At 73.0% G+C, this 16,851-nt stretch carries 17 protein-coding genes; 8 read left to right on the top strand and 9 right to left on the bottom strand.

Annotated elements, in window-relative coordinates; genetic code table 11:
• Positions 1-6 precede the first annotated feature (6 nt).
• From rmuC to pepN, 3 genes are all read right to left on the bottom strand, one after another.
• Entirely contained in the window at positions 7-1,452 is a 1,446-nt protein-coding gene (gene rmuC, locus AB4880_RS24110; protein WP_367921767.1) for a DNA recombination protein RmuC, read from the bottom strand.
• Between the two features lie 106 nt (positions 1,453-1,558).
• Complete coding sequence (locus AB4880_RS24105) at positions 1,559-2,380, bottom strand: formate dehydrogenase accessory sulfurtransferase FdhD (RefSeq protein WP_367921766.1); 822 nt, start codon at positions 2,378-2,380, stop codon at positions 1,559-1,561.
• On the bottom strand, positions 2,377-4,809 hold the full coding sequence (gene pepN, locus AB4880_RS24100) for an aminopeptidase N (RefSeq protein WP_367921765.1): 2,433 nt from the start codon (positions 4,807-4,809) through the stop codon (positions 2,377-2,379). Before pepN ends, AB4880_RS24105 begins: the two co-directional genes overlap by 4 nt.
• Positions 4,810-4,863: 54 nt before the next feature.
• Here pepN and AB4880_RS24095 point away from each other — a divergent pair, with 54 nt between their 5' ends.
• On the top strand, positions 4,864-5,742 hold the full coding sequence (locus AB4880_RS24095; protein WP_367921764.1) for an oxidoreductase: 879 nt from the start codon (positions 4,864-4,866) through the stop codon (positions 5,740-5,742).
• Between the two features lie 40 nt (positions 5,743-5,782).
• Here the strand turns inward: AB4880_RS24095 and AB4880_RS24090 are convergent, their stop codons facing one another.
• Positions 5,783-6,562, bottom strand: coding sequence for a peptidylprolyl isomerase (locus AB4880_RS24090; protein WP_367921763.1), 780 nt, complete (start codon positions 6,560-6,562; stop codon positions 5,783-5,785).
• A 51-nt stretch (positions 6,563-6,613) separates the two neighbouring features.
• On the opposite strand from AB4880_RS24090, the gene AB4880_RS24085 reads away from it, so the two are divergent.
• Positions 6,614-7,480: an LLM class F420-dependent oxidoreductase gene (locus AB4880_RS24085; RefSeq protein WP_367921762.1), complete on the top strand. Its 867-nt coding sequence runs from the start codon at positions 6,614-6,616 to the stop codon at positions 7,478-7,480.
• Here AB4880_RS24085 and AB4880_RS24080 read toward each other — a convergent pair whose 3' ends face one another.
• The 3 genes from AB4880_RS24080 to AB4880_RS24070 are packed head-to-tail and all read right to left on the bottom strand — an operon-like array spanning position 7,481 to position 10,558.
• On the bottom strand, positions 7,481-8,263 hold the full coding sequence (locus tag AB4880_RS24080) for an SDR family oxidoreductase (RefSeq protein WP_367921761.1): 783 nt from the start codon (positions 8,261-8,263) through the stop codon (positions 7,481-7,483).
• Between the two features lie 27 nt (positions 8,264-8,290).
• Complete coding sequence (locus tag AB4880_RS24075) at positions 8,291-8,842, bottom strand: hypothetical protein (protein ID WP_367921760.1); 552 nt, start codon at positions 8,840-8,842, stop codon at positions 8,291-8,293.
• A 45-nt stretch (positions 8,843-8,887) separates the two neighbouring features.
• Entirely contained in the window at positions 8,888-10,558 is a 1,671-nt protein-coding gene (locus AB4880_RS24070; RefSeq protein ID WP_367921759.1) for an AMP-binding protein, read from the bottom strand.
• Between the two features lie 130 nt (positions 10,559-10,688).
• Here AB4880_RS24070 and AB4880_RS24065 point away from each other — a divergent pair, with 130 nt between their 5' ends.
• From AB4880_RS24065 to AB4880_RS24050, 4 genes are read left to right on the top strand one after another with little or no spacing between them, the layout of a single operon-like run.
• A complete protein-coding gene (locus AB4880_RS24065; protein WP_367921758.1) occupies positions 10,689-11,276 on the top strand; it encodes a TetR/AcrR family transcriptional regulator in 588 nt (195 codons plus the stop codon).
• A 30-nt stretch (positions 11,277-11,306) separates the two neighbouring features.
• Complete coding sequence (locus AB4880_RS24060) at positions 11,307-11,594, top strand: antibiotic biosynthesis monooxygenase family protein (RefSeq protein WP_367922005.1); 288 nt, start codon at positions 11,307-11,309, stop codon at positions 11,592-11,594.
• A 9-nt stretch (positions 11,595-11,603) separates the two neighbouring features.
• Positions 11,604-12,143: a maltokinase N-terminal cap-like domain-containing protein gene (locus AB4880_RS24055; protein WP_367921757.1), complete on the top strand. Its 540-nt coding sequence runs from the start codon at positions 11,604-11,606 to the stop codon at positions 12,141-12,143.
• 2 nt (positions 12,144-12,145) lie between these two features.
• Positions 12,146-12,703 carry a TIGR03086 family metal-binding protein gene (locus tag AB4880_RS24050; RefSeq protein ID WP_367921756.1) on the top strand — a complete coding sequence of 186 codons (558 nt, stop codon included), beginning with the start codon at positions 12,146-12,148 and terminating at the stop codon, positions 12,701-12,703.
• Here the strand turns inward: AB4880_RS24050 and AB4880_RS24045 are convergent.
• Both AB4880_RS24045 and AB4880_RS24040 read right to left on the bottom strand, forming a co-directional pair.
• A complete protein-coding gene (locus AB4880_RS24045; RefSeq protein WP_367921755.1) occupies positions 12,693-13,451 on the bottom strand; it encodes a sulfite exporter TauE/SafE family protein in 759 nt (252 codons plus the stop codon). The two genes, AB4880_RS24050 and AB4880_RS24045, sit on opposite strands and share 11 nt — an antisense overlap.
• On the bottom strand, positions 13,448-14,155 hold the full coding sequence (locus AB4880_RS24040) for a FadR/GntR family transcriptional regulator (protein WP_367921754.1): 708 nt from the start codon (positions 14,153-14,155) through the stop codon (positions 13,448-13,450). Before AB4880_RS24040 ends, AB4880_RS24045 begins: the two co-directional genes overlap by 4 nt.
• 84 nt (positions 14,156-14,239) lie before the next feature.
• Between AB4880_RS24040 and AB4880_RS24035 the strand changes: the two genes are divergently transcribed.
• Complete coding sequence (locus AB4880_RS24035) at positions 14,240-15,409, top strand: CaiB/BaiF CoA transferase family protein (RefSeq protein ID WP_367921753.1); 1,170 nt, start codon at positions 14,240-14,242, stop codon at positions 15,407-15,409.
• Entirely contained in the window at positions 15,406-16,836 is a 1,431-nt protein-coding gene (locus AB4880_RS24030; protein ID WP_367921752.1) for a carboxyl transferase domain-containing protein, read from the top strand. The genes AB4880_RS24035 and AB4880_RS24030 overlap by 4 nt, the downstream gene beginning before the upstream one ends.
• Positions 16,837-16,851: the final 15 nt, after the last annotated feature.

The following is a 16,851-nucleotide window of genomic DNA, read 5'->3' as shown; positions in this document are numbered from 1 at the left end:
CCGAGGTCAGCCCGCCTGCGCGTCGTCGACGATCTCGGCGTCGACGGTGCCGGCTAGGTCGAAGTCGAAGGTGAGCTCGTCGCGCTCGAGGTCGGCCAGGGCGGAGAACTCGCTGGAGGTCAGCGCCTTGGGTGCGTCCTCGATCTCCTTGGGGGCGGGGATGGTGGCGATCGGGTCGGCGGCGTTGAGCTTGCGCGCGGCGGGGAGGACGGAGCGCTCGAGGGATCCGGTGAAGGCGTTGTAGTCCTTGACGCTGCGCTGCAGCGAGCGGCCGAGCTTGTCGACGTGCTCGGAGAGCTTGAGGATGCGGCGGTAGAGGACCTGACCGAGCTCGAAGAGGACCTGCGCGTCCTCGGTGAGCGCCTCCTGCTTCCAGGTGAAGGCGACCGTCTTGAGCATGCCCCACAGATTGGTCGGGGTGGCCAGGACGATGCCCTGCTTGAAGGCGTGCTCCATCAGGGACGGGTCGACCTCGAGGGCGGCGTTGAGCAGTTGCTCGTTGGGGATGAAGGCCACCGTGAACTCGGGGCTGATCGCCAGACCCGTCCAGTAGCCCTTCTGCGCGAGGACGTCGACGTGGCCCCGGACCTTGCGGGCGTGGTCGTCGAGCAGGCGCTGGCGGACCTCGGGGTCGATGCCCTCGCGGTGGGCGTCCATGAACGCGTTGTAGGGGACCTTGGCGTCGATCGCCATCTGCTTGCCGCCGGGCAGGTTGATCACCATGTCGGGACGGCGGGCGCCCGAGTCGGCCTCCATCGAGTGCTGCAGCTCGAAGTCGATGCGGTTGAGCAGGCCGGCGGTCTCGACGAGGGTGCGGAGCTGGGTCTCGCCCCAGGCGCCGCGGACCGCGTTGTTCTTGAGCACCGAGGCGAGCGTGTCGGCGGCCTTGCGGGAGTCTTCGACCGACTGCTGGGTGTGCTTGATCTGGCTGGCCAGCTCGGTGTGCTGGCGCACCCGCGCCTTCTCGAGCTCGTCGACCTTCGCCTGCATCGCGCGCAGGTGCTCGACGACGGGGGTGAGGGTCTTGAGCACCTGGGTCTGGCCGGTCTCGTTGCGCTCGCGCTCACGCTGGGTGGTGCGCTGCTGGTCGAGGAGCGTCTGGTACTGCGCGCGGGCCTCGTCGACCGCCTCGCGGAGCTGGTCGACGGTGGCCAGCGCGCCGGTCAGCTCGGCCTGGACCGCGGCCCGGGCGCTCGCCTCCTGTGCCCGCGCCTCGGCCGTGCGGGAGGCGCCGACCATCTCGGCGCGCTCGACCTCGTGGCGCAGCGCCGCGACCGCGGCCTCGTGGGAGGCGCGCAGCTCGGCGAGGGCTGCCTCGTGGCGTGCGGCGACGACCTCGGGCGCCTCACCGGGGACCACCTCGGGTGCCGGCGCCAGGGTGGTCTGGCGCACGGCCCAGCCGACCCCTGCACCGAGCAGGAGACCGACGATGAGCGCGAGGAGGATGGCCATGGGAGCAGTCAAACAGGAGGGTCCGACGGAAACCCTCGGGGCACGCCGTCAGGGGGTGATCGGAACGCCCGGTTCGGTCCGGAGATCGCGCCAAGCGGTCGCCTGCTCAGACGTAGCGGACGGTCCGGTCGCCCTTGGTCCAGCCGTAGAGCGCCAGGCCGCCGGCCTCCGCGAGGCGTACCGAGAGCCCCGTCGGGGCGCCCACGGCGACGAGCGCTCCGATGCCGCTCGCGACCGCCTTCTGCACCAGCTCGAAGCCCGCACGGCCGCTCACCACGAGCACCGCCTCGGCCGACGGGGCGCCGGCGAGGAGACGCGCGCCGACGACCTTGTCGACCGCGTTGTGCCGCCCCACGTCCTCCCGTACGGCGACCAGCTCGCCCGCCGCGGTGAACAGACCCGCGGCGTGGGCGCTGCCGGTGCGCGCGAACAGCTCCTGCCGCGGCCGCATCAGGTCGGGCAGCGTCCGCACCAGCTCGGCGGCCGGGAGCGGGCCGGTCCACGGCAGCGAGGGGCGTCGGGAGAGCACCTCGGTCACCTCGTCGGTACCGCAGACGCCGCACGCGGCCGACCCGGCGCTGAGGGCGTCGAGCTGGCTCGGCACGCGCGGCGGCACGGCGTCCAGAGTGACCGTGACGACGTTGAACTCCTGCTCGGGCCGCAGCGCCTCGTCGGTGCAGTAGGCGACGCCGCTGGGCATTCCGAGCCCCTCGTGGTGCACCCACCCCGCGGCGAGCTCGAAGTCGTGGCCGGGCGTGCGCAGCGTCGTCCACACCCGCCGCGCGGGCGCGCCGGGCCACGCGAGCCGGATCTCGAGCGGCTCCTCGGTGAGCAGCCGGTCCTCGTGGCGTCGTACGGCGTCGCCCCGGTGCTCCTCGACCCGGAGCCGGCCGGTCGGACCCGGGCGGCGCGGGCGGGTCGCGGTCATGTGAGCACCGCCCTGCGGCGCTGCAGGTCGTCGACGCGGTCGGCCAGGCGCCGGCGGACGGCTCCCGGCAGGTCGCGCTCGAGCGCGGCGAGGCCCGCAGTCTCGGTCGCGTCGTCGAGGTGGGTGATCGGGAAGAACGCCTCGATGACGTCGCCCTGGACCCACCCCTGGTGCGCGTTCATGAGCGCGTCGAGCTGGGCGAAGTAGGCGGCCGCGTAGGAGGCGGTCAGCGCGCGCTGCGAGGCCTGCCACATGCCGGCGCCGGCGGCCTTCAGCTCGTAGTTGGGAACCGAGACCTCGCCGGTCGCGCGCGCCCAGGCGAACTCCTTCGCCGCGGGGGACGGCAGCGACGCGACGGCCCGCGCGTGGTGGACCTGGGCGGCGCCGGTCGGCTCGGCGGCGAGGGCGGCGTCGAGAGCGGCCATGTCGGTGGCGCCGATCTCGGCGAGTCGGCGGCGCGCCTTCCAGCGCAGGTCGAGGTCGGGGGCGATGCCGTCGGGCAGCCCCTCGCCGGCGGCCCAGCGCTCCAGCTCGGTGGTGTCGAGCGCGGACAGCACGGTCGCCCGGAACGCCGACAGCTGCAGCTCCGAGCCGACCTCCGCGGCGAGATGGGCGGCACGCACGGCGGCGTGGAAGCGCTCCGTCGTCCCCTCGGGAGCGAGCGGCAGCACCGTCTCCAGCACCCACGGCAGCAGGTTGCGGATGCCGTCGGCGGTGTCCTCGACCGGGGGAGCGGCGGCGAGCAGGTCGGCGACCTGGGGCAGCGAGATGGCGCTCTCGAAGAGTCCGAGCCGGACGCTGTTCCACATCGTGGCGCGCAGCTGCGGGTCGTCCATGGCGGGCGCGAGCGCCGGCAGCGATGCGAGGGTCACCATGTCGGGCGGGCACACCGCCCACGTCGTCTCGGTCGCGTCGATCAGGACCGGGGCGTCGCCGACGGCCAGCGGCGTGACCGGTCCGTCGATCACGTACGGCTGCTGGGTCCAGCCGTCCGGGCCGTGGACGGCGATCTGCAGCTCGTGGCGCCGGTCGGCGGGATGCGCCGCGGGCGAGGTCCGGCGGACGGCGCCCATCGAGCGGTCGAGCTCGAGCCGGTCGGCCCCCGGGGTGAGCAGCCAGTCCTTGACGAAGCCGTCGAGCGACGCGCCTCCGGCGGCGCGCTCCCAGCTCGCGAACAGGTCGTGCATGGTCGCGTTGCCGTAGCGGTGCAGGGCGAAGTGCTCGCGCACACCGCCGAGGAAGGCGTCATCGCCGAGCCGGTGGGCGAGCTGACGCAGCACGTTGGAGCCGCGGGCGTAGGAGATGCCGTCGAAGTTCTGCAGCGCCGACAGCGCGTCGGGCGCGGCGTTGCCGGCGACCGGGTGGGTGGTCGGCCGCTGGTCGGCGGTGATGCCCCAGACCCGGCGGGCGTAGGACTGGTGCAGCCACGCGTCGTCGTACTCGGTGGCCTCGGCGATCACCCGATAGCCCATGTACTCGGCGAACGACTCGTTGAGCCACAGGTCGTCCCACCACTGCGGGGTGACCAGGTTGCCGAACCACTGGTGGGCCATCTCGTGCGCGACGAGCGCCGCGCGGAAGCTGCGGTCGGCGCGCGTGCTGCTGCCTTCGAAGAGCAGCGGGTCGCGGATCGTGACGCAGCCCGGGTTCTCCATGGCGCCCGCGTTGAACTCCGGCACGAACGCCTGGTGGTAGTCGCCGAACGGGTACCGCACGCCGAACAGCCGGTGCAGCTCGTCGAACGACTGCCGGGTCAGCGTGAACAGCTCGTCGGCCTCACGGTCCAGCGTTGCGGCGAGGCTCTGCCGCGAGCTCAGGCCGAGCGGGATGCCGTCGTGCTCGTCGCGGATCAGATGGTAGGGACCGGCCACGAGCGTCACGAAGTACGTCGCCAACGGCGGCGTCGGCCCGAGCTCCCACTGCTTCGTCGCGCCCTCGCTGCCCACCTCGCGCGCCGGCGCGTTGCCGACGACGAGCCAGTCGGCGGGCGCCGTCACCCGCATCGAGTACGGCGCCTTGAGGTCCGGCTGGTCGAAGCACGCGAAGATCGACGGTGCGGCGTCCATGAAGGACATGCCGTAGACGTAGGCCTTGCCGTCGACCGGGTCGACCGAGCGGTGCAGGCCCTCACCGTCGTTGCGGAAGCTCATCGTCGCCTCGACGACCAGCTCGTGCTCGGCGGCCGACAGGCTCAGCGGCACCCGGCCGTCGGCGAGCAGCCCGGTGTCGAGGGGCGCGCCGTCGAGCCGGACGGCGTGCAGCGCGGTCGGCTTGACGTCGACGAAGGTGTCGGTCGCCTCGCTGCGGAAGCGGATCGTCGTCCGCGAGGCGAACACGTCGTCGGCGACGCTGAGGTCGAGCTCGACGTCGTACGACGCGACGGTGATCGTGGTCGCGCGGTGCTCTGCTTCGGCGCGGGTGAGGCTCATCCCGCCAGCCTAGAACCAGCCCGGCGCGCGGTCGGATGTGGGAGTCTTCGGCCCATGCGTCCGTGGACCCAGGTGCCGCCCCAGCAGGGCCGGCGGTTCGTCATCACCGGCTCGAACGGCGGCATCGGGCTGCAGACCGCGCGGATCCTCGGCTCCCGCGGCGCGGAGATCGTGATGGCCTGCCGCAGCGTCGCGAAGGCGGAGGCGGCGGCGGCGAAGGTGCCCGGCGTCGACAAGGGACGCGTCGAGGTGCGGCAGCTCGACGTCAGCGACCTGGCGTCGGTGCGGAAGTTCGCCGACACGATGCTGGGGGAGGGGCGGCCGGTCGATGTCCTCGTCAACAACGCCGGTGTCCTCGGCGTCCCGCACGCGCTGTCGGCCGAGGGCGTGGAGATGCACTTCGCGACCAACTACCTCGGCCACTTCGCGCTGACGCGCGCGCTGCTGCCGCTGCTGACCGACCGGGTCGTGGTCGTCAGCTCGCGCGAGCACCGCTCGGGAGCCATCGACCTCGACGACCTCGGCTGGGAGCGGCGCCCCTACCGCCCCTTCCAGGCGTACGGCGACTCCAAGCTCGCCGACCTACTCTTCATGCGCGAGCTCGACCGCCGGCTGCGGGCGGAGGGCTCGCCGCTGCGTGTGGTCGCCGCCCACCCGGGCGCCTCGGCGACGGGGATCACCAGCGGATCGGGCAATCCGATCGTCACCGCGATCGGCCACTACGGCCAGCAGCTGGTCGGGATGCCGGCCTGGCGCGGCGCACTGTGCACGGTCTACGCCGCGACGATGGACGTCCCCGGCGGGACCTACATCGGCCCGCACGGGCGGACCGAGCTGTGGGGTTGGCCCGCGCCGGCACGCATGTCGCGGAAGGCCGACGACGAGGTGCTGGCGCGGGCGCTCTGGGACCGCTCGGTCGCGTTGACCGGCTGAGCCCGCTGCCCGGGACGATCAGCCGGGACGATCGGCCGGGTCAGCCGATCGAGATGCTCGTGAAGGTGACCGGCGTCTTCGGCCGGCCGCCCCCGCTCGCGCCCCAGAAGCCGTCGTTGCCCGACGCGGTGGCCTTCTTGAGCGTCGCCAGCGACGACGGGTCGAGGTGACCCCACACCGTGTAGGACGGCGGGAACTGCGAGTCGCCGAACACGATGAAGAACTGGCCGCCGCCCGAGTTGGGCGCGCCCGTGTTGGCCATGGCGAGGGTGCCGGCCGGGTATGTCTCGGTGCCGTCGACCTCGTCGGGGATCGTGTAGCCCGGGCTGCCGGTGCCGGTCTTCGGGTCGGGCGAGGAGGCCTTCGGGTCGAAGTAGGGGTCACCGCACTGCAGGAACTCGAAACCCGGGTCGTTGCCCTGGCGGTGGCAGGAGGTGTCGTCGTAGTAGCCCTGCTGGGCGAGTGAGGCGAAGGACTCGACCGTGCACGGCGCCTTCTTCGCGTCGAGCGTCAGCTTGAGGTCGCCGATCGAGGTGTGCAGGACGGCGGGCACCTCGCCCTGGTAGGCGGGCTTCGACGGCGGCAGCTTCACCTTGCGCGCGGCGTCGCCGCTCTCGACGAAGTCGCACTTGCCGGCGCCCGCCGGGGTGGACGAGCCGTCGGTGGCGCCCGTAGCGGCGCCGTCTGAGGTGCTGTCGGTCGCCGACGGCGAGTCCGACGCGGCCGGGGTGTCGTCGGCCTTCTTGTCGTTGCCGCCGCAGGCGGTGAGCGTGGCGAGGAGCAGGACGGCCGGCGCACCGGCGAGCAGGCGGGTTCGCATGGGGCGCATCGTACGCAGCGGACCTGAGCGCCAGGGGTCTAGGTTGGCAACATGGACCTGGGCATCCACTACGCCTCCTTCAGCCACCCCGAGTGGCAGACCCACCTCACCGACCGTCTCGCCGAGACCGCGCAGATCGCCGACCAGGGCGGCATCACGCTGTTCACCGCGATGGACCACTACTTCCAGATGGAGATGGCCGGCGGCCCCGCCGAGCCGATGCTCGAGGGCTACACGACGCTCGGCTTCGTCGCCGGTCGCACCGAGCGGATGAACCTCTCCCTGCTCGTGACCGGCGTGAGCTACCGCCGTCCCGGCCTGCTGGCCAAGATCGTCACCACGCTCGACGTCCTCTCCCGCGGCCGGGCCTGGCTCGGCATCGGCGCGGCCTGGTACGAGCGGGAGCACCTCGGACTCGGCGTCCCGTTCGCGCCCGTCGCCGAACGGTTCGAGCGGCTCGAGGAGACGCTGCGGATCTGTCGTCAGATGTGGAGCGACGACGACGGCCCGTTCGAGGGCGAGCACTACCGGCTGGCCGAGACGATCTGTGTCCCGCCGCCGGTCCACGGCCGGGTGCCGATCGTGATCGGGGGGCAGGGGGAGCGCAAGACCCTGCGCCTGGTCGCCCAGTACGCCGATGCGTGCAATCTCTTCACCGGCGAGGGCCCCGACGGCGTGGGCCGCAAGCTCGAGGTGCTGCGCCGCCACTGCGACGACGTCGGCCGCGACGACGACGAGATCCGCAAGACCATCCTGTGGTTCGGCGACCCGGTCGCCGAGCCGGAGCGGTTCGTGCGCGAGATGGAGCAGTACGCCGCGCTCGGCGTCACGCTCGCGTCGATCATGCCGCCGACCGACGACCCGGCCGGCTGGACGAGCGACCTGGTCGAGAAGGCACTGCCCCGGGTCAGCGGCTGATCAGCGGCTGATCCGGGCGTTGATCCGACGCAGCATCCACGAGGGCGCCAGCCCCGACGACGCCATCAGCACCTTGGCCTGCGCGCCCACCGCGCGGTGCACGGGCTGGGGGAGCCGGCGCGGGCGGACGACGTCGAGCACCTCCTTCGCCACGTCGTCGGCGGTGAGCCGGATGCCGAGCGAGCGGGTCGAGGCGATGTCCATGTCGGACGTCATCGCGGTCTGCACGAACAGCGGCCACACCGCTCGCACTGCGATGTCGTCGGCTGCCCACTCCAGGTCGAGGGCCTCGGTGAGCCCGCGGACCGCGAACTTCGACGCCGAGTACGTCGCCAGCTCGGGCTGGCCGTAGATCGCACTCGCCGACGCGAGGTTGACGACGTGTGCGCCGGGCGTGGCCTTCAGATACGGATACGCGGTGTGGCAGCCGTTGAGGACACCCTTGACGTTGACGTCGACGATCCGCTGCTGCGCGTCGAGCGGGATGTCGGTGAACCGGCCGCTGCTGAGGATCCCGGCGTTGTTGACCAGGACGTCGAGCCGGCCGCCGGTGCGCTCGGTGAATGCGGCGAGACGCTGCCCCCACTCGGCAGCGTCGCGGACGTCGAGCGCACCGGTGACCATCCGGCCGGGCTCGCCCACCTCGGCGGCCAGACTCTCGAGGCCGGTCCGGTCGACGTCGTACGCGCCGACCAGGTAGCCGGCGGCATGGAAGCGCCGGGCGATGGCCCGGCCGATGCCCGCGGCGGCTCCGGTGACGACGACACTGCGCTGCTCGCTCATGCAGCGCAGTATCGCCGTCGGGCGTGCTCAGCCCGCGACGAGGGCGGCGAAGTCGGCCGGCAGCTCGGCGTCCTCGAGGACGCGCATCTCGATCGGGCCGCCGGTGTAGGAGTCCTCGCCGATGATCATCAGGTCCTCGTCGAAGGACCAGAAGATCACGTTGCGCATCCGGATCAGGTAGTTCTTGTCGGCCTCGGCGAAGTCGCCGGCCATCGGGTGCTGCACCATCAGCGCGCCCGGCTGGATCATCGTGAGCCGGCCCTCGATGACGATGCAGTGGTCGTCGACGACCATCCGCTCGCAGAAGAACTCCAGCACGTGCCCGTTGTTCTCGACCAGGTTGCGGTAGTAGTCGGAGACGCCCTCGCGGGTCTTGGGGCCGACGTCGCCGGAGAGCTCCCAGAAGTGGTAGTTCGTGGCCTCGCCGAGGGTGCCGACCAGGGTCTCCAGGTCGCCGTCGCGCTCGGCGGCGGCGTGCACGCGCATCCGCTCGAGCATGGTGCGCTGGCGCGGGGACTCGGTGGTCGCGAGCCGCTCGGTGATGAAGTCGACGAGGTGGTTGCGGTTGAGCTCGATCACGGGTTGATGCCTTTCCTGGGGTGAAGCGCGGGATGCACGGGATGGTCAGGGGAGGAGCGACTGTCGGCCGTGCGCGACGAACGCGGCCTCGCGCTCGGTCAGGTCCTGCTCGGTGAAGGGCCGATAGCCGTCGGCGGTGGCGAGCAGCACCGGGTCGTCGGCCAGCCAGGCCTGGCGGCGCAGCACCTGCTTGTCGAGCTTGCCGGTGCCGGTCAGCGGCAGGTCGTCCACGACGCGGACCAGCCGCGGGCGCCACTTGGTGCCGAGGTCGGGCTGCGCGTCGAGGAAGGTGTCGAGGTCGGCGGCCTCGATCCGCCGGCCGGGCAGCAGCAGGAGGGAGGCCATCACCTCGTCGCCGGTGCGGGGGTCCGGTACGCCGTACACGACCGAGGTGGCGACGGCGGGGTGGCGGGCGAGGATCCGCTCGATCGGGGCGGTCGCGAAGTTCTCGCTGTCGACGCGGATCCAGTCGGAGTTGCGCCCGGCGAACCAGAAGTTGCCGTCGGCGGTGGCGTAGGCGAGGTCGCCGGTCCAGTAGTCGCCGTCGCGGACCTTCGCCGCCATCGCGGCCGGGTTGTTGTAGTAGCCCTCGAAGCGCGCGGCCCCGCCGCGGACGACGATCTCGCCGATCGCCTCGGCCGCATTGACCAGCCGCCCGTCGGGCGCGAACTCCGCGGGCGGGCAGATCTCGCCGCCGGCGTTCAGGATCTCGAGGCCCATCTGCTCCTCGGGCCGGCCGAGCGCGCCCTCGGGGGTGTCGGGCCCGCGCAGGATCGCGCAGACCCCCTCGGAGGAGCCGTAGGACTCGACGATCCGGCAGCCGTAGCGACGGACGAACTCCTCGCGATCGCGCGTCGACGCCTCGGTGCCGAAGCCGAACCGGAGCCGGGTGGTGCCCTCCTTCGGCGACTCCGGCTGCGCCAGGATGTAGGAGAGCGCGCGGCCCACGTAGTTGAAGAAGGTGGCGCGGAACCTCAGCACGTCGGGCAGGAAGCCGGACGCCGAGAACCGCGGCCGCATCGCCATCGTGCCGCCGACGACGAGGATCGGCGCCCAGGCGGCCATGAGCGCGTTGCCGTGGAAGAGGGGCATCGCGCAGTAGGCGACGTCCTCGCGCACCAGACCGTGCCGGTTGAGCTGGCCGATCACCGCGAGCCGGAAGGACGAGCAGATGACGGCCTTCGGGGCGCCGGTCGAGCCGGAGGTGAAGAGCAGGAGCAGGGTGTGCTCCATGCCGGGCGGCGCGGTGGTGGCGATCGGGTTCGCGGCGGCGTCGGCGAGGAGGGCGCGGTAGCGCTCGCCGTCCTGGTCGAGGACGTCGATGCAGTCGACCTCGGCGTCGGTGGCCAGGTCGAGGTCGTCGAGCAGCGCGCGGTGCGTCGTACCGACGACGAGCGCCTGGCAGTCGGTCCCGCGGATGTCGGCCGCGAGCTCGGCGCCGCGCCGGGTGGGGTTGACCCCGATGACGGTCGCTCCGCACAGGGCCGCGCCCGCGATGAGCAGCAGGAACTCGGGATCGTTGTCCATGAGGACGCCGACGTGCCACGGCCGTCCCTCGCGCCGCAGCCGGGTGAGCACGGTCGCCCGCTCCCGCGCGGCCGCGACGAGCTCGCGCCAGGTCAGCGACCGGTCGCCGAAGAGCAGCGCGGGATGGTCGTCCTCGGCTCGGGCGAGCAGCAGCTCCGCGATCGAGCCGTAGGGGAAGGTGGGGGTCACTGGCGCTCCAGGGTGATCCGGATTACATTGCGTTGTGATACGAAACATAAATACGGTGACGGGTCGCGTCAAGGGGTTCGCGATAACGCGCGTCGACCGGACCCGACCAGGCGAACGAGGAGGTGGGGGAATGAGCGAGGCCGCTGCCGCGGGCCGTCCGCGTGACACCCGCATCGACGAGGCCGTGCTCGACGCGACCCGCGGCCTCGTCGCCGAGGTCGGGTACGCCGACCTGACCTTCCGCGCCATCGCCGAGAGGGCTGGGACGTCGGTGCCGGCCATCCGCCGGCGCTGGGCCTCGAAGGCGCACCTGGTGCACGAGGCCGTCTATCCCACCGACTCGATGGTCGCTGCCGATGAGGTGCGCGACCTCCGCGCCGAGGTCCGCGCCGTGGTCGAGCGCTGCCTCGGCAACGTCGGATCGCCTCACGGGCGCCGCGCCACGCCCGCGCTGATGAGCGAGCTGATGGCCGACCACGCACTCGAGGTCGAGCTCAGCTCGCGCCTGCTCGCCGGTGGCCGGGAGAGCCTCGCCGCCCGGCTCGCCGAGTCGGCCGCGCGCGGCGAGTCCCGCGCCGACGTCGACCTGGGGCTGTTCATCGAGATGGTGTTCGGCACCACCCTCGTCGCCATCGTGATGCGCGGTCGCGAGGCCGTCGACGACGCCTGGGTCGACGGGCTGGTCGACGTCATCGTCGACGGCATCCGCGTGCGCTGACCGCAGGACTGCCACAATCGCGGCGTGATCATGGAGCACGCCGTCCTTCCCGTCATCCCCGGCCGTGAGGAGGAGTTCGAGGCCGCCTTCGCCAAGGCCCGCAGCATCATCTCCTCGATGCCCGGCTTCGTGAGCCTCGGCCTGCGCCGCTCGCTCGAGTCGCCCAACCTCTACCTGCTGCTCGTCGAGTGGGAGAGCGTCGAGGCGCACACCGAAGGCTTCCGCGGCTCGCCGCAGTACGACGAGTGGCGGGCGCTGCTGCACGAGTTCTACGAGCCGTTCCCGGTCGTCGAGCACTACGTCGACGTCGCGTTCTAGGCTGATTCCATGGCGATCGTCCACCGCGCGACACTGACCCCGAGCAAGCAGGAGCTGCTGACCGCCTGGCTGCCGACCCAGGACTGGGCGGGCCCGGGCGAGGTCGAGATCCTCGGCGCCTACCGGTACGACGACCCGGAGGGCGAGGTGGGCGTCGAGGCGTTCATCGTGCGCCTGGGGGAGCGGCTGCTGCACGTCCCGGTGACCTACCGCGGCGCGCCCTACGACGACGCCGACCTGATCGGCACGCTCGAGCACTCGGTCCTCGGCCACCGCTGGGCCTACGACGGCACGACCGACGCGGTCGCGCTCGGCTGCTTCGCGCGGGCGCTGGCCGGCGAGCAAGAGCAGGCGCAGGTCGAGCTGTGGGACGACGAGCAGCGGGTCCATCACCTGCCGCTGTCGGTGACGGTCGCGCTGGAGGGCGAACCCGGCGAGGGCAAGTTCCGGATCCTGCACGAGATCGTGGCCGCGGTCGACGCGGGCGGCGCGGCGCGGATCGTCGCCACGTGGGACGGCGGGTCGGGCGCGGTCGCCGTCCTCGCCTGAGCATGCACGACCTCGACGCGCTCGACCTCTCGACCGCGCTCCTGCGCGCGCGGCTCGCCGCCGTCCCCGGCGACCGGTGGGAAGCGGCGACGCCCTGCGAGGCCTGGACGGTCCGCGACGTCGCGGCGCACGTGGTAGGCGACGCGGTTCGCTACCGGCTGTGGCTGGAGGGCGCGCCCGACGAGGAGGTCGTCGCGAGCCGTGCGGTCGACTTCGCGGGCGACGATCCGGTCGCTGCGCTCGACCGGATCCAGGGTGCCCTGCGCGAGGCGCTCGCGGCGCCCGGCGCGCTCGACCACACGGTCGCCCACTCCGCCGGCGTCATCGTCGGGCGCGAGCTGCTGGAGCTGAGGATGCTCGAACAGGCCCTGCACGCCTGGGACATCGCCGTCGGCAGCGGCACCGACGACACCATCGGCGACGAGCTCTGCGCGCGCCTGCTCCGGGCCACGCCGACCATCGACCGGCTACGGAGCGCCGGCTACTACGCAGCCGCGGCAGCGCCCGCGGGGTCGCTCCAGGAGCAGCTGCTCCGCGCGGCCGGGCGACTCAGAACATGAACGCCGCGGCGGCCACGCCCGCGCCCACGACGGCGACCCGGAAGACCGCGGCGGGCAGCCGCCGTCCGATCCGCGCGCCCAGGTAGCCGCCCCCGACCGAGCCCAGCGACAGCAGCACGACGGCGCGCCAGTCGAGGTCGGCGACGAGGACGAAGATCGCGCCGGCGACCAGGTTGCAGGCGAGCAGCGCGAGCGTCTTGACCGCGTTGACGAAGCGCAGGTCGAGGTCGGTGCCGAGGGCGAGGACGGCGACCATCATCACGCCGGCGCCCGCGCCGAAGTAGCCGCCGTAGACGCCGGTCAGCAGCGCGAACGCCGTCGTCGCCGCCGTCATCGTGTGGCGGGGGCCGTCGTCCTCGTGGCGGTGGCGGGCGAGCCAGGAGGAGATCCAGGGCTGCGCGCCGACCAGTCCGCAGGCGAGCAGGATCAGCCAGGGGACGGCGGCCTCGAACGCCGTCGCTGGCAGTGCGAGCAGCAGGGTCGCGCCGATCACCGCGCCGACGGCACAGCAGGTCATGACGACCCCCGTGACGTGGCGGTGACTGCGCAGCTCGGTGCGGTAGCCGATCGAGCCGCCGAGGCCGGCCGGGATCAGGCCGACCGAGTTGGAGGCGTTCGCGACGACCGGTGGGATGCCGAGCGCGACGAGCACCGGGAAGCTGAGCAGCGACGCGACGCCGACGGTCGAGCTGAGGATGCCGGCGCCGAAGCCCGCGGCGAGGATGGCGAGCTGGTCGAGCGCGCTCACGCGTCGTCGCGGATCAGCGCGACGTCGCTGACCAGGCCGATGTGCTCGTGCATCGCCTGCGCGGCGCCGGCGGCGTCGCCGGCGGCGATGGCGTCGGCGATCCGGCGGTGGCCGGCGAGCGAGGAGCGCGGGCGCTCCGGCTGTGACAGCGACTCGAGCCGGGTCTCGCGGACGAGGGGGCCGATCTCGAGCATCAGCCGGGCCAGCAGTGCCGAGTGGCTGGCGGCGGTGACGGCCGCGTGGAAGCGCTCGTCGCCCTCGACGCCACGCCCGCCCGCCGCGATGTCGGTCTCCATGTCGGTGAGCGCGGCCTCGATCGCGACCAGGTCGGCATCGGTGCGGCGTACGGCGGCCAGCGCGGCGAGCTTGGTCTCCAGCGCGTCGCGCGTCTCGATGATCTCGGGCAGCCGGTCGGCGTGGTCGCGGATCGCCTGGGTGATGATCGCGGTCGTCGGCCGCACGAGGACCGTCCCGTCGCCGTGCCGGACGGCGACCACGCCCACGACCTCCAGCGCGACCAGGGCCTGGCTCAGGGTCGCGCGGCTGACGCCCAGCTGGACGGCGAGCTCGCGCTCGGGCGGCAGCCGATCGCCGACCTGCAGGCCGGACTCGGCGGCCCAGGCGGTGATCTGCTCGGCGACCTGCTCGTACAAGCGGGTCCGGGTCACCTTGGGGGGCAGCGGGCGTCCGGTCGTTGCGGCCATGCGCCCATCCTATTGACAACTGTCCGCGTGTCCTATTGGCTAGGCCACTGATCCAACGGTTTCCCCTTGACTGAACGAGGAACGATGCACGGACCCCTCTGCGACGTACTGGTCGTCGATCTGTCCCGCGCCCTCGCCGGGCCGCACGCCACGATGATGCTCGGCGACCTCGGCGCCCGGGTGATCAAGGTCGAGGCGCCCGGCCACGGCGACGACACGCGCGGCTGGGGGCCGCCGTTCGTCGAGCCGGAGGCGGGGGAGCGGGAGTCGACGTACTTCCTCGCGGCCAACCGCAACAAGGAGTCGATCGCGCTCGACCTCAAGGACGACGTCGACCGCGCGGTCCTGCTCGGGCTGATCGACCGCGCCGACGTCCTCGTCGAGAACTTCCGCACCGGCGTCCTGGAGCGGCTCGGCCTCGGCCTCGAGTCGCTGCTCGAGCGCAACCCGCGCCTGGTCGCGCTGTCGATCACCGGCTTCGGGCACGACGGCCCGGAGGGCGGTCGTGCGGGCTACGACCAGATCGCGCAGGGTGAGGCGGGCCTGATGTCGCTCACCGGCGCCGGTCCGGAGGACCCGCAGCGCGTCGGCGTTCCGATCGGCGACCTGCTCGCCGGGATGTACGGCGCCTACGGCGTCCTCGCCGCGCTGCACGAGCGGTCGCGGACGGGCGTCGGCCAGATCGTGCGCACGTCACTGCTCTCCGCGGTCGTCGGTGTGCACGCCTTCCAGGGCACCCGCTGGACCGTCGCGGGCGAGGTCGGCCGCGCGCAGGGCAACCACCACCCGTCGATCGCGCCCTACGGACTCTTCCGCTGCGCCGACGGCGCGGTGCAGATCTCGGTCGGCTCCGAGGCGCTGTGGACCCGCTTCTGCGCGGCCTTCGACCTCGACCCGACGCAGGACGGGCTCGCGACCAACCCCGCCCGGGTGGCCAACCGCGACAAGACGATCGCCCTCATCGAGTCCGCGTTCGCGGGTTGGGAGGCGGCGGCGCTGCTCGACAAGCTGGCGTCGGCGGGCATCCCGGCCGGCAAGGTCCGCACACTCGACGAGGTCTACGCCTGGGACCAGACCGCCAGCCAGGGGCTGCTGCTCGACGTCGAGCACCCGACCCTCGGCCCGCTCACCCTGCCCGGCCCGCCGCTGCGCTTCTTCGGTGCCGACGGCGACGAGCAGACGCCGCGCGGCCACCGCGCGCCGCCGACGCTCGATCAGCACGGCGCCGACGTCCGCTCGTGGGTGCGGTCGTGAGCGCGCGGCTGGGCGCCCGCGACCTGCTCGACCTGGTCCTCGACGCCGGCACCTTCCAGTCCTGGGACCAGCCGGTCGACCACAGCGGCTTCGCGCCGTCGTACGTCGCCGAGCTCGAGGCCGCCGCCCTCAAGGCGGGCACCGACGAGTCGGTCCTCACCGGCCGTGGACTCGTGCGGGGGCGGCCGGTGGCGGTCGTCGTCAACGAGTTCCGCTTCCTGGCCGGGTCGATCGGCCGGGCCGCGGCGCAGCGCATCGTCGCCGCAGTACGACGAGCGACGGCCGAGGGCCTGCCCCTGCTCGCCGCGACCGCTTCCGGCGGCACGCGGATGCAGGAGGGCACGCCCGCCTTCCTGCAGATGGTCGAGATCTCGCGCGCGCTGATGGAGCACCGCGCGGCCGGCCTGCCCTATCTCGCCTACCTGAGGCACCCCACGACCGGCGGTGTCTTCGCGTCGTGGGGCTCGCTCGCGCACGTCACCGTGGCCGAACCGGGCGCTCTGGTGGGCTTCCTGGGGCCGAAGGTCTTCGAGGCGCTCAACGGCGAGCCGTTCCCGCCGGGCGTGCAGACGTCGGAGAACCTCGCCGCCCACGGCGTGATCGACGCCGTGGTGCCGACCGAGGACCTGCCGCTCCTCGTCGACCGGGCGCTGAGCGTGCTGGTCGACCCGCCGGCGGAGTCGACGCTGCCGCGGCGCTTCGGTGCGGTCACCGAGCGCGACGCCTGGGACTGCATCACGCAGACGCGCGCCGACGGCCGCGCCGGCGTACGGGATCTGCTGCGGCACGGCGCCACCGACACGGTCCGGCTCTACGGCACCGACGAGGGCGAGCGCGACAGCACCGTCCTCGTGGCGCTCACCCGGCTCGACGGCCAGCCGTGCGTCGTCGTCGGCCAGGACCGGTCCCGACAGACGCCGGAAGGGCCGATGGGTCCGTCAGCGCTGCGCGAGGCGCGGCGCGGGATGCGGCTCGCCGAGGAGCTCCGGCTCCCGCTGGTCACCGTCATCGACACCCCCGGCGCCGAGCTGTCCCAACGCGCCGAGGAGGGTGCCATGGCGGGCGAGATCGCACGCTGCATCGCGACCCTGACGACGCTGACCGTGCCGACCGTGTCGGTCCTGCTCGGCCAGGGCTGCGGGGGAGGGGCGCTCGCGCTGCTCCCGGCCCGCACCGTCGTGGCGACCGAGCGGGCGTGGCTGTCGCCGCTGCCGCCCGAGGGCGCGAGCGTGATCGTGCACGGTGACGTCACCCACGCTGCGGACATGGCGCGGGCGCAGGGCGTCCGGGCGGTCGACATGCACGCATCGGGCGCCGTCCATGTCCTGGTGCCGGAGCTGGACGACGACACGCCCGCCGGCCTCGCGGTCGCGGTCGCGGCGGCGTGCGGCGAGGTGCTGGCGGCGGCGACCGCGCCGTCGATCTGAGTCCGCCGGTCTGAG

It is taken from the genome of Nocardioides ginsengisoli (assembly GCF_039537225.1).
Classification (GTDB): Bacteria; Actinomycetota; Actinomycetes; order Propionibacteriales; family Nocardioidaceae; genus Nocardioides; species Nocardioides ginsengisoli.
Note: the sequence above shows the minus strand (reverse complement) of the source record. Positions and strands in the feature narration are given on the sequence as shown.